A 13,045-nucleotide genomic window follows, 5' to 3' on the forward strand; every position below is an offset into this window, starting at 1 on the left:
GCCGCATAGGTCTCCAGACGGAAGGCAGAATGGGACAGGGCCCCGTGTGAAGCGGGGGTGACCCCGTAGCGGCTCTGAGAGACGTGACGAGGTGTCCCCCCTGCCCGCGAGAGCGGGTGGTCCGCTCCAGCAATGGCCAGGTGTGCACTGTGTCCGACCTGCTGGAGCGGCATGTCTGACGGTAGAGGAAGGTAGCTGCTCTGAGAAGAGCGGACCGGCGATCGGTCAGGCAAGATCGACAGTCGGTCAAAATTGCTCAAGTCCTGCTGCTGAAACGCCAATCGTGTGCGCGCCGCGAGGACACGTCCACAGTCCGTCCTTGACCTCGCGCATGGGGAGCAGGACGACATCCCGCAGCGTCGAGATCTTCTTCCACGGGGCAGGATGATCCCTCTCGGCATCGGCGCCCTCCCGGACCCACTTGCCGGGCACCGGCGCGGTGTGGGCGGCGACGGTGGCCACGTCGTCCCGGCTCAGGGGCCTGCCGTCCAGACCGGGCACCGGACCGCCGCTGCCGTCGCGGGCGAGTGTGAGGGACCCGTCCTCCTGCACGTACGCGCACAGCACCCGGCCGGTGTCCGCTCCCAGCCGTGTGGTGAGCAGCTCCTCCGTGACGCCTTCGAGCCGCCGGCTGATGAGATGCAACTGCCCCTCGATGTTGCCGGGGCCGCTGATCCCCACCATGGCGGCGAGGTCGGTCTCCGCCATCTCGGACGCCAGACGCTCCACGTCCAGGGACTTCAGCTCCCGCTCCACCGCCGCGTCGAGTCCGTCGACGAAGTCCGGCGCGTAGACGGCGTCCACGAGTTCCTGCACGCCGTCCGGCACCACGATGCCGTCCGCGGCCCGTTCGGTGAGCAGCAGCGAGGTGCGGATCAGCAGGCTTGCGTCGTACACCGACCCCCAGGTCGCCGGCTTGTCCGACTTCTGCGGGCGGCGGAAGGGGTCGAGGACGACCAGCTTCGGCCGGTCCTCGGCCTGTGCCCACACCGGCCGCCCGCCGGGGCCCCGGCGGTGGCGGCGGCCGCGGCCCGCGCGCTGCAGCAGCTGGGCCAGCGGGGCGAGGTCGCTGACGACCAGGTCGAAGTCGAGATCGAGGGATTGCTCCACCACCTGCGTGGCCACGAGGATCGACGCCGGCCGTACCGTCGGTGGCTGATCCGCCCGCGGCTTTCCGTAGGCGGCTTCACAGTCGGCGGTGATCCGCTGACGGTCGTTCGCCGGAAAGCGGGAGTGGAGCAGCCGGATCCCGCCTTCCTGCCCCGCGAGATCGGGGAAAGCGGCGCACAGGTCCCGGTAGGTGGCCTGCGCCTCGGGGACCGTCGTGCAGCAGACCAGAGCCGTCCCGCCCGCCTCCGCGACCGGCCGCAGTTCCTCACGAAGAGCCTCCCGGCGGCCTCCGGCCTGCGGTGGCTCCGTCGGCTTCACAGCGACGTCCCAAGCCACCCGGCGCACCCTCACGTCGAGGGTGCGGGGACGACCGCTGCTGGTCGGGCGGGGGGACGAGACCTCTCCGGTGACCGCGCTCGCGTACAGCCAGCCCGGGTAGCACGGGGCGATGACGGCAGGCTCCAGGAAGCCCGCACCGCGGCGGTAGGCGTTGACCAGCGACGCGGCAGTGCTGCCGGTCAGCGTGGCCGACAGCAGTACCACCGGCGAGCGCATCGCCCCGAGCCACTCCAGCAGGGTGAGCAGCAGCTTGTGCATCCACGGGCCGTACGCGTGGGCCTCGTCGACGACGAAGACCTTCTCGTGCAACCCGAACAACGGCAGCACGTTGTACCGAAGCGGCAGCACCCCGCGCAGCGCCTGGTCGATCGTGCCCACGGAGAGCGGAGCGAGAAAGCCGTGCCTCGCCCCGCGCAGCCAGGCGTCCGCCGTCACCGCCGTCGCCGCGTCCGCACTGACCTCACCCGCCTGGCCGCGGCCGACCGCCGTGGCCGCGGCGTCCTGGGCGGCCTGCCCGTACAAGGGGTTCAGCCAGGCCATGGAGTGCAGCAGGGTGAGCGCGCGCTCCCCGCCGAGTGAGGACTCGGCGAACTTCCTCACCCGCTTGTACATCGCGTCCGCCGTGGCCATCGTCGGCAGCGCCACATACATTCCGCGGGCACCCGCCGCCGGCCCCAGGACCGACGCGGCATACAAGGCCGCCTCCGTCTTCCCGTCCCCCGTGGGCGCCGTCATCAGCACCAGACCCGCCCCGCCCTCGGCGACCAGGCCCGGCAGATGCTCGACGAGATCGCCCTGCAGCGGGTTCGGAGAGAACGGAAACATCTCCCCGAAGCTCTCCGCCTCGAACGTGGCCCGGCCCAACTGCGCCTCAGCCACCAGCGCCGGCGCGGCAGCGCTCGTCCGCCGCCAGTGGGCGTCGACCTGTGCAGGCGTCCCCTGCCAGGCACCGTCGGCCGGCCGCACCTGCTTGATGGCACCGATCTGGCTGGCCAGCCAGTCAGCCGTGACCACCAGACCCGTCAGCACCACAGCCATGTCCGCGGACAGGACACCACCCGGCACGGCCTCCCCGCCGGTCACCCGCCGCAACTCCTCGAAGTGCAACCGCCGCTGCTCCGCCCAGCCGGCCTCCCCCAGCCCCGGCTGATACTGGCTCGGCAGCCGCAACTGCGCCGCCGGCACCTTCGCCCCGAACACCCCGTGGTGGCCGCCCAGCAGCTGACCCACCCAATGAGCCGCCGGAGCCTTCGCCCCGCCCACACCGGTCGTCCCCCGCCGCGTCGGATACCCCTCCTCCGCCAGCAGCGAGGCAAGCGACCAGTGCGTCGCCATCTCGTGACGGAACCCCCGGTCCCGTTCGGCACCCGGCGCGAAAAGATAGGCCGCATCGTTGCGCACCTTGTCGAACAGCGACGGCACCTGCGCCTGGAAAACCGGCGTGATCTTCCCAAGATCATGAAGACCCGCCCAGAACGACAGCACCGCTCGGCAGTCCTTCACATCCAGAGCCAACTGCTCGGCAAACCGCTCCCGAGCCGCGGCGGACAGCAGCACATCCCACAGAACGCTGAAAACCGCGGCAACGTCCAGGAGATGGCACATCACTGGGTACGCGCGCTCGAGACCGCGCTCCTTCCCCCAGAGCCTGGGATCAGGACAGGCACAAGGCACGGCAATTCCTTGCTGATTCGTCACGGCGATACTGCTACCAGAGGGCACTGACAATGGGCTCTGAGCAGGAAGAATGCTTCGTCTGCGCCGGTTCCTTCCCCCACTTGACCTCCGCTCGCGCGGAGAGGACACGAACGGCGAGAGCATCTCGCTGCCCGCCACCGGCTCACCTCCGCTTGCGCGGAGAGGACCCGCACGGCCACCTACGGCCGTAGCGGGGGGCGGGCTCACCTCCGCTCGCGCGGAGAGGACGGTGGTGGCCGGGGCGAACGAGTCCCGGGCAGCGGCTCACCTCCGCTCGCGCGGAGAGAACATCGCCGAGAACAGCGTCTCGGGCTTGACGGCCGGCTCACCTCCGCTCGCGCGGAGAGAACCCCAGCCCGCCCCTGGCGCAAGCCGCCCCCACCGGCTCACCTCCGCTCGCGCGGAGAGGACCCACTCGGTCACCACCCGCTCTGGCTCCGGGTCGGCTCACCTCCGCTCGCGCGGAGAGGACCGACGCGCGGTCGACAGCGGGTTGGACGACGCCGGCTCACCTCCGCTCGCGCGGAGAGGACCAACAACCCCCACATCCGCCTGCACTGACGGCCGGCTCACCTCCGCTCGCGCGGAGAGGACCCCGTCATTCGCGACGAGGGCCTTACCCCAGCCGGCTCACCTCCGCTCGCGCGGAGAGGACCAACAACCCCCACATCCGCCTGCACTGACGGCCGGCTCACCTCCGCTCGCGCGGAGAGGACGACGACCTGCAGGCCGCCCACACCCTCGGTGTCGGCTCACCTCCGCTTGCGCGGAGAGGACATCGTCGCCGTCGCCACGATCACCGACTGCCACGGCTCACCTCCGCTCGCGCGGAGAGGACCCCGCATCGCTCAGCCCGTGCCGCTCCCACGGCGGCTCACCTCCGCTCGCGCGGAGAGGACTCATGCGTTCCGACTTCAAGGCAAACCCGACCCGGCTCACCTCCGCTCGCGCGGAGAGGACCGCACCGACAGTCCGACCCGCTTGAAGCGGCGCGGCTCACCTCCGCTCGCGCGGAGAGGACTGCTGGTACAGCTGCCGCATGACCTCGCCCGGCGGCTCACCTCCGCTCGCGCGGAGAGGACACCCGTTATCCCAGCGTTATCAACCCGTGATTCGGCTCACCTCCGCTCGCGCGGAGAGGACACCCCATCAAGCGCGATGCGGCGGCCACGGAGCGGCTCACCTCCGCTCGCGCGGAGAGGACGCCCCGGTCACCGGCGCCAACGCCAGCGGCAACGGCTCACCTCCGCTCGCGCGGAGAGGACTCCTTGAAGGCATCGGCGACCTTGTCGGTGTCCGGCTCACCTCCGCTCGCGCGGAGAGGACTACCCCGACGAGGCCGGCAACACGGTGTACCACGGCTCACCTCCGCTCGCGCGGAGAGGACGGCGACGTAGGCGACGAGGGCGCCGCGGGTGCCGGCTCACCTCCGCTCGCGCGGAGAGGACTGCCGTCTACGCTTCAACACCCGGCTGCCAGGCGGCTCACCTCCGCTCGCGCGGAGAGGACGTCGCACGACGGTTGGAAGCGCACGCTGACGTTGGCTCACCTCCGCTCGCGCGGAGAGGACGCGGTGCCCGCGGGCGCGACCAGGAACAGCGCCGGCTCACCTCCGCTCGCGCGGAGAGGACGGTGCGCCGAAGTAGTCGAAGACTGCCCCGGCCGGCTCACCTCCGCTCGCGCGGAGAGGACTCACGGCGACCAAACCCGTCTGGCGAGGGGATCGGCTCACCTCCGCTCGCGCGGAGAGGACCGAACCCGGCAGGCCAAGGCGATCTGCGGCCGGGGCTCACCTCCGCTCGCGCGGAGAGGACCTGGTCGACGTCGACCCGTACGACGACGGCAGCGGCTCACCTCCGCTCGCGCGGAGAGGACCTGAGTACCCACGTCTACTACAAGATGGCCACCGGCTCACCTCCGCTCGCGCGGAGAGGACCGCACGAAGATCCGCAACGCCCGGTTGGAGAACGGCTCACCTCCGCTCGCGCGGAGAGGACGCAGGAGGCGTGGCAGGTCTTGCCCGTCTTCGCGGCTCACCTCCGCTCGCGCGGAGAGGACGTAGCCCACCCCCGCACGGTGGCGCCCACCCTCGGCTCACCTCCGCTCGCGCGGAGAGGACTCGCTTGAGCGTGACCCGGGTGACCTTGCGGCCGGCTCACCTCCGCTCGCGCGGAGAGGACTCGGCGATGATGTCCAGCGGGTACCCGATGCTCGGCTCACCTCCGCTCGCGCGGAGAGGACCGGGAGGACCCAGGGGAGGGCGGCCATGGTGACGGCTCACCTCCGCTCGCGCGGAGAGGACGATCAACAGGGTGGGGCGCATCAGTCCTGCTCCGGCTCACCTCCGCTCGCGCGGAGAGGACCCTTCCTGACCTGTTCTGTTGTCAGGGCTTTGCCATTGCTTTACTGGTAGGTCTTGGCAAGGGGTGGGGGCCCGATCTTGTCGGTTTCGGCTGACTCAGCCTACGCGGTATGGCCCGGCGGAATCAGGGCTGCGTGTTCCCTGCCGTCTCCGCTGCGATGCGGGCGGCTGTGTATGTGGCCTGTGCGGCGGGATGGGGGGCGGGCGGTCCCGAATGGCTCGTCAACGTGAACATGGCTGAAGAAGTCTCAGGCATGGGCCCCGAGGGACAGAACACTGCCGACGTGTGGCGGGTGAACGCGGGCAACGGCACCGTCTGCGAGGGAGCCAATGCGTCGGTCATGATCAGATGGCAACAGAACGGACATGAGGCCGCCGCCCGCGGCGGCCTCGCCCTGCGGCTGCGGAAGGCGGCTGGGTCCGTCAGGAGGGAAGGGGCTTGACCGGTATACCGGTCAAGGAAGCGGGTGGCTTGGAGCAGTGGACCGAGTCGGACGCTGCTGACCGGCAGCCGCCCGGGCCGCGCCTTCTCTCTGGTGGGCCCGCAGCCCCGTGCCGAGGCCGTCGGTGTGTCATGCCTTCCCGAGGGGGGTGACGGTGGTGGGCGGGAGGGTGCGTTGGCGGAGGGCTTCGGTGAGGGTGGCTCGTCGGCGGCGGGGGGAGTCCTGTGCCGGGGTTTTTTTGGCGAGTTTGTGCAGGAGGCGGGCGCGGCCGTCTTCGACGGTGTGGTCTTCGGTGAGGACCTTGCTGAAGGTCTTCATGACAGCGTCGGGTCCTGCGGGGCAGCTGGGCCTGGAGGCGGGCTGGGGTGCGGTGCGGTGTTCGGCTGCTGTGGTGGGGGAGGGGTGGTCGACGGCGGGGGTGGGTGGCTGCTGGAGGGCTGTGTCGTGTTCGGCTTCGTGGTGGGCGTTGTCCAGGAGCTGGTTGAAGTGGTCGGTGTCGCCGCCCAGGAGTTGGACGAAGGTGTGCAGGACGTCGCGGGGTGGCAGGACGGTGGCTTCGAGGAGGGAGGCGACGGTGCCGGTGGTGAGGACCCAGCGGCTGGCGACGGCGATGGCGTTGGGGGCGGGGCGGCCGGCGCGCAGGTGCAGGGTGTGGATCGCGGCGCGTAGTTGTTCGGCGGCGGTCATGGCGGCGGTGTCGGGACTGGTGGCGGGGGTGCCGGTCTTGTAGCGGAGCTTCTCCGACTCCCACACGGCCCGCAGCACTTCGGGATCGGCGCCGCAGGCCTGGGCGAACCTGCGCGTCAGTTCCCAGGTAGGAATGCGTTCGCCGGACAGGATGCGGGACAAGTAGGAGGCGGAGCATCCGATCCGGCGGCTGATCTCCTTGTTGGTGATCTGGGCAGTGCGGATCAGCATGGACAGGATGGGCGCGAGCCGGTTGTACGCGACCCTCGAGGACTCCACTGGTGCAGACTGATCCGGGCCGTCACTGCGGTCGCCGGCTGGTTCGCCGGCTTCGCCACCCGTATCACCGCTCGCGGACGCCTCACGGGCGCCGCCGACGGGGACAGTGAAGAGAACCGCGAGAGAGGCCGGGACCGTTCCGGAGCGGTTGAAGCGGGCAAGACGGCGCAGGATGTAGCGGTCGGTGTAGCGGTGGCGGGCGGTGTCCTCGCTGATGCGCAGGATGGAGCCGACGGTGGCCCAGGTGACCCGCCGGTAGCGGGCGCGGCCGACAGCTGTGGCGGTCAGACCGTCGAGCTGCTCATGCAGCTGGATGATGCGCCGCAAGGGCTCCTCTCCGTCCAGGGTCGGCAGGAGTCGTGCAAGGTCGCGGGCACCGTCCTGGATGTCCCGTGCGATCTCGGCGAGCAGCTCGTCACCGGCGCACGGACCGTGACCGCCCGCGCGTGCAGCAGGAGCGGATCGCGGTGTCGCCGAGAGCTGTTCGGCCGTGGACTCCGGCTGTGACGAGAGCGCCGTGCTGCCGCGGGCAGGGACGGCGCTGAGGCGGCGCCGGTGGGCGGCCTGGCGGCAGGGGTCTCCGCAGTACTTGCGGGGACGGCCCTTTCCCGGCCCCGATCGGAGAGGAGAGCCGCAGTACTCACAGGTGTCACTCATAGTTACTTCCGTCCGTAACGAAAAGGGTTCACAGTGGGTCGCGCGGCGTTGATACACCCGAAAATCCTTGGGTTTCGTCACACGCCGCCTCCGCGGGGTGAATGCGGCTCTCTGTGGCAGCCCGCTCCCCGCAAAGCGGAGCGGGTGGAGACCGGGGCACCGGACCCCACCCGCTCGAGCCCATCGTCAGTGCCGGTGGCGGCGGGTCTGAGCGAGGCGGAATGCGGTGCCGGACAGCACCGCACCAAGGACAGTGACGCCCTCGGGAGAAACGGTCACGTGAATCGGCGGGCGGAAGATGAGCACGTACCCGATGAACAGAACCCCGATGAACGCGCCGAGAGCATGCTTGCCAAAGCGGTTCATGTCACGAAACTTTTCGTTACGGACACTAGGGTTGCTGTGAGCAAAGCGGCCGGAAGGCTGTTTTGCCTGACGGCGCCGGCGGGTAGATCGCCCCATAGGGCACTCCTTCGTGGTTGCCAACAAGCGTGCGGGACCTCGAACGGGGTCGGAAGCTTTGTGCGAGGTCCCGCACGTGATCTGAGGGTGAAGCTACCGATACACAGTGCGATAAGCGAGTCACCCAAATGCCTCACTAGGGGGCATAATTATGGTTGCCGCAGGACAGCGGATTTTCGTTGCCGCGAGGGCCGAAATCTCCCTGAATTCCGTATACCTGCGCTTCGGGCACGGATGATTTTCAGCACCGATCCGTTTCCGTCAATCCTTGTCATCTGACCCCGCATGAAACGATCACCCTGAACAGGGGAAAAGGCGTCGATCGCATGAGAGTGCTCAGAACAGCGCCTCGACTGGTCCACGGAGAGGCGTAGCACGACAGGGGGAATGAAGTTGCGCGATCAAAAACGGACTTAGATATATCCTTCTGCCTCGATGGGCAGCGCCCCGCAGCTCACACCCGAGACCTAGGTGTTCTGTCCTGGGAGGTTGTGGACGGGTGAGCCAGGTCTCGGCTGAGGATTCTTGAACAGGTGAGGGCCTTCCGGTTCGGTGTGGATTGCGACGTCTACACCTGACCGAAAGGCCCTCGTGCCCCACCGTAATGCACCCCTGACCGAGACCGGACGGCTGCGCCTGGCCCGCTGCGTGGTCGAGGACGGCTGGCCCCTTCGCCGGGCCGCCGAACGCTTCCAGGTCTCGCCGACCACCGCCCAGCGCTGGGCCGAGCGCTACCGGCAGTTCGGCGAGGCGGGCATGTCCGACCGCTCCTCCCGTCCGCACACCAGCCCGCGCCGCACCCCGACCCGCACCGAACGCCGGATCATCAAGGTCCGCGTCCTGCGCCGGTGGGGACCGGCCCGCATCGCGCACCTGCTGCACCTGGTGCCCTCGACCGTGCACCGGGTACTGACCCGCTTCGGCCTGGCCCGCCTCACCCACCTGGACCGGGCCACCGGCCGGATCATCCGCCGCTACGAACGCGAGCGGCCCGGCGAGCTGGTGCACGTCGACATCAAGAAACTCGGCAACATCCCCGACGGCGGCGGCCACAAGGTCCTGGGCCGGCAAGCAGGCCGCAGGAACCGCAAGAACGCCGGCTACAGCTACCTGCACACCGCCGTCGACGACCACTCCCGCCTCGCCTACAGCGAGATCCACACCGACGAGAAGAAACAGACCGCCACCGGCTTCTGGACCCGCGCCCACGCCTTCTTCACCGAGTGCGGGATCACCGTCGAGCGGGTGCTGACCGACAACGGCGCCTGCTACCGCTCCCGCGACTGGCGCGACCTGCTCACCACGGCCGGGATCACCCACAAACGCACCCGGCCCTACCGGCCCCAGACCAACGGCAAAGTCGAACGCTTCAACCGCACCCTGCCCGACGAATGGGCCTACGCCCGCCCCTACCGCTCCGAAGCCGAACGACGCGAAGCGTTCCCGCAGTGGCTGCACACCTACAATCACCACCGCGGACACACCGCGCTCAAGGGCCAACCACCCGCCAGCCGCGTCCCCAACCTCACGGATCAATACACCTAGGCCAGCCATCGGGCTCGAGCTCCCCAGGCAGCTCGACGTGATTCACCCATCGCTCCCGGGCCGCAGCCCTTCCGACAGCCTCTGGACTGTCCGCCAGCGCGGGGCCTCGTCAGCAGGGACGTCTGGGGGAGCAAAGTGAAACGGCACACCAAGGTGGTCGGCCAGCGCCGGCGGCGGCCGCGGCGACGCTCACCATCAGGACCACCGCATCCCGATCGCGGACAGCAGCTCCATCCGCTTCGGGGTCAGGGTGGCGGCCCGGCTGCGCTGGTTCCCGATCCATGCCCCGAGCCGGAGCTCCCGCTCCTCCTGGCCGTCGTCGCCGACGATCCGCTCGACGTGCTTCCTGGGGACCTGGAGGTGTCCCTCGCGCTCGTAGTACTGCTTGGCGGCTGCGTAGTGCATCGCCCACTTGTCGGCTTGCGTGCGGCGCGGCTTCGGCTTCTCGTCCTCGGCCGCGGGCTCGATGCCGAGGACTTGCTCGCACATCCACTGCTGCACGCTCGTCAGGTTGTCCCAGCCGAGCCGGACCGACTGCACCCACCGTCCGAGGTCCTCGCCCTGGCGCAGGACGTCGCCCGTCTCGGTGGGCAGCGCCTCACCGGCGTCCAGGTGCATCCTCACCAGGTGGAAACAGCGCTGCCACCTCACCGGCCACGACGGGCACCAGGACGCGTCGATCTCCTCCAGCTGCTCGCGCCGCTCGTCCGACAGCACCCCGGCCGACGACTGGACCGGCAGCCCCTGGGCACGCCGCTGTTCGATCTCCTGTGCCTTCCGGGCGGCGGCCCGCGCGTTCTTCAGGAAGATGCCCACCCGGTACCCCTGGTAGGTGGCGTCCAGCGGGGCCAGGAGGTGCCCGTGTTCGGCCGCCCACCCGCGCGCGGCGGACAGGCCCTCCTCCCACGCGACGTCGAAGTGGCTCCAGATCATGCCGAGCTTCTCCAACTGCGCGACGCGGTCCTCGTCCATGTCGCCGCGGGCGTAGAACCTCCTGGCGTCGGCGATCCACTGCCCCAGCGGGAACCCGGCGAGCGAGGCCAGCCACACCGCACCTTCCTCCCCCTGCTCCTGGTCGTCGACGGCGGGCACCCGGAACGTGAACGGGACGCGGAGGTCGCCGTGCTCACGGGCGTAGATGACGGCGGCCTCCACGCCGCGCCGCCAGTGCTCGTGCTCCGGGTTGAGGACCCGCAGGTTGATGAACGCGGCCAGGGCGGCCGGGTCGCGGGGCGTGGAGAACTTCAGCAGGGCCTTGGCGGGGGCGCTGACACCTCCGTAGCCTTCGCCGCTCCCGCCCGTGCTCTTGCCGCTCTCGTCCTTGCTGACGGGCTTGTAGCGGCTCGGGGCCTGCTGCTCCGCGAGGCTCTCCACGATCCGCGCGTCGTGTGCCCGCAGGGCCTCCAAGAGCTTGGCCAGCCCGCCGAAGGCCCGGGAGGTGAGCATGTTGTCCGCCGTCTCTCCGGGCCCGAGCAGCACCGGCACCACGAGCGAGGCCACCTTGCCCTCGCCCGGCTGCATCCGCAGCGCCCGGCCCACGGCCTGGACGAGGTCGGGCATGGAGCCGCGTACGTCGGCCCAGTACACGGAGTCGCAGTTCTTGGTGTCGATGCCCTCGCCCAGGACCTTCACCGAGGACAGGAAGCACTTCTCCACCACGGTGCCGTCCGTGGCGATCCCGGCCGCGAACTCCCCGAGCAGCCGGCGCCGGTGGAGCGGCTTGTGGTCCCCGCACAGCCAGTCCGCCCAGATCGTCTTCGGGTACAGCTCGGGGTCGGCGGCGTGCAGCTGCGCGGCGACGTCTGGAAGGCCGGCCGCGAACGCTTCGGCCTCGCGGACCTGGTGGTGGAAGACGAGCGTGCGCCGGAAGTTCTCCTCCGCGGACGCCTTCACCAGGGCGGTCTGGAGCGCGGCGAGCCGGGCCCCGCGGACCTCTGCCGAGCGGCCCTCGGCGCCCAGGAGCTGCGCGGCCTGGAGCGCTGTGTCGGTGACATCCACGCATACGACCTGGTAGGGGGCACAGATTCCCCGGTCGATGGCCTCCGAGAGCGTCAAAGTGAACGTCCTGCTGCCGAAGGGGCCTTCGGGGTCGTCTTCCATGCTCGCGACCAGCTCGCCGGGTGCGCCGGCCGCGTTGTCGTCTCCGAGCTGCCACAGCCGGGGCGTGGCAGTCATGTACAGACGGCGCAGGGACGGGATCTTCTGGTTGTCGTGGACGACCGCCCACGGCTTCCCGATCCGGCCCGAAACGCGGTGGGCTTCGTCCACGACGATCAGGTCCCAGGCCGCGAGGCCGGCGGCGTGCGCCCGCTCCAGCGTGCCCAGCCCGAGGCTGGCGTACGTGGCGTACACGGTGACCTTCTCCAGGCCCCGCGTCCACTCCACCAGCTCGTCCACGTCCGTGGTGTTGGGGAAGGACACCTCCTCGCCCCGCAGCGAGGACACCCCGATCATCGGCCCTCGACGGCCCCCCTCGCGCCACGCGGCCTCCGTCTGGGCGAGCAGGTCCAGCGAGGGCACGAGCACCAGCACACGGCCCGCGTGGAGCTCCTCCGCGCTGCGGACCGCCACCCGGGTCTTCCCGGACCCGGTCGCCATGATCACCTGCGTTCGAAGCCCTCGTTCAGGCACAAGTGATCTTGCAGGCAATTCGAGGGCGCGCACGACCGCGTCAATGGCTTCTCGCTGGGCTGCCTCGCGCTGATCAGCGCGGTCTGTGCTCGACATATCGCCTGCCTTCTCCTGGGGTGCCGTCCGGTCGATGCGAGCGGCGGGAAACGGGAAACCTGCACGTAGAGCGGCTGTGAGGGCCATGGTTGGACGGATGCGATCGGCTGGGTGCTCTGCCTCACCAGAGCACCGGCAAGGCCGGGGGATGGATCTCGACACCACCCCGGAGAGGTCCGGGGTGGTGTGCTCTGAGTCCATAACTTATCTCTGCTCTAAAAATGAAGCACACCGAATCCCGAGATCCCCTCTAACGCGGCCGAAAGTTGCTAGTCTTGCCTTATCGCAAGCGAATCCAGGGCCTTGACGGCCCCTCAGTTCCCCCCTCTCCGCGAGTGGCCGACCTCCGCGCCCCCGTCACCCGCCCGACTACCTGCCACCCCCCTCCTCTTGCCGCTGCCCGGGCCGCAGGCCCGTGGGTGGGCCGCGCGGAGCGTGGCGCGCCCCGTGGTACGGCGGGTGACGTGGGGTCAGGTGGTGGGGTGGCGGGTGGCTGGAGCGCAGCGGAGGCCACCGGTCGGCCGGAGGCCGGCCCCGGGCCGCAACGCGGCCCGGCTGCCCTGCCCTTGGCGGCGGGAGCGGAGCGCGTGCCGCCTGGCGGTGAGCGAAGCGAGCCGCATCCGCTCACGCGGAGCGGGAGCGGCCGGGGGGGGCCCCCCCCCCGCCCCCGTAATAGGGCGGACCCCCCACGGGGCCCCCCCCCCGGGGGAAGGAAGAACACAACTAATAAAACAAA

General features: G+C 70.0%; 5 protein-coding genes and 1 CRISPR repeat array. Of the genes, 1 reads left to right on the forward strand and 4 read right to left on the reverse strand.

Annotation, left to right across the window (positions count from 1 at the left end; translation table 11 throughout):
* Positions 1-246 precede the first annotated feature (246 nt).
* The 3 genes from ACIRFH_RS32835 to ACIRFH_RS32845 all read right to left on the reverse strand — a co-directional run bounded on the left by ACIRFH_RS32835 (position 247) and on the right by ACIRFH_RS32845 (position 8,037).
* The gene (locus ACIRFH_RS32835) at positions 247-3,147 is read right to left on the reverse strand and encodes a CRISPR-associated endonuclease Cas3'' (RefSeq protein ID WP_403528960.1); all 2,901 of its coding nucleotides are present in this window, start codon (positions 3,145-3,147) and stop codon (positions 247-249) included.
* A 77-nt stretch (positions 3,148-3,224) separates the two neighbouring features.
* Positions 3,225-5,510: direct repeats of the CRISPR family, unit length 29 nt; unit sequence CGGCTCACCTCCGCTCGCGCGGAGAGGAC.
* A gap of 571 nt (positions 5,511-6,081) precedes the next feature.
* Positions 6,082-7,245, reverse strand: a complete 1,164-nt coding sequence (locus tag ACIRFH_RS32840; RefSeq protein WP_403528963.1) for a helix-turn-helix domain-containing protein — start codon at positions 7,243-7,245, stop codon at positions 6,082-6,084.
* 516 nt (positions 7,246-7,761) lie between these two features.
* Positions 7,762-8,037, reverse strand: coding sequence for a hypothetical protein (locus tag ACIRFH_RS32845; protein ID WP_403528965.1), 276 nt, complete (start codon positions 8,035-8,037; stop codon positions 7,762-7,764).
* 591 nt (positions 8,038-8,628) lie between these two features.
* On the opposite strand from ACIRFH_RS32845, the gene ACIRFH_RS32850 reads away from it, so the two are divergent.
* Positions 8,629-9,582 (forward strand): IS481 family transposase, encoded by a 954-nt coding sequence (locus ACIRFH_RS32850; protein WP_403528967.1) that lies wholly within the window; start codon positions 8,629-8,631, stop codon positions 9,580-9,582.
* Positions 9,583-9,777: 195 nt separating this feature from the next.
* On the opposite strand, the gene ACIRFH_RS32855 is transcribed toward ACIRFH_RS32850, so the two are convergent.
* Positions 9,778-12,309, reverse strand: a complete 2,532-nt coding sequence (locus ACIRFH_RS32855) for a Helicase associated domain protein (protein WP_403528969.1) — start codon at positions 12,307-12,309, stop codon at positions 9,778-9,780.
* Positions 12,310-13,045: the final 736 nt, after the last annotated feature.

Origin of the sequence: Streptomyces sp. NPDC093586, assembly GCF_044764905.1 — a bacterium.
Classification (GTDB): Bacteria; Actinomycetota; Actinomycetes; order Streptomycetales; family Streptomycetaceae; genus Streptomyces.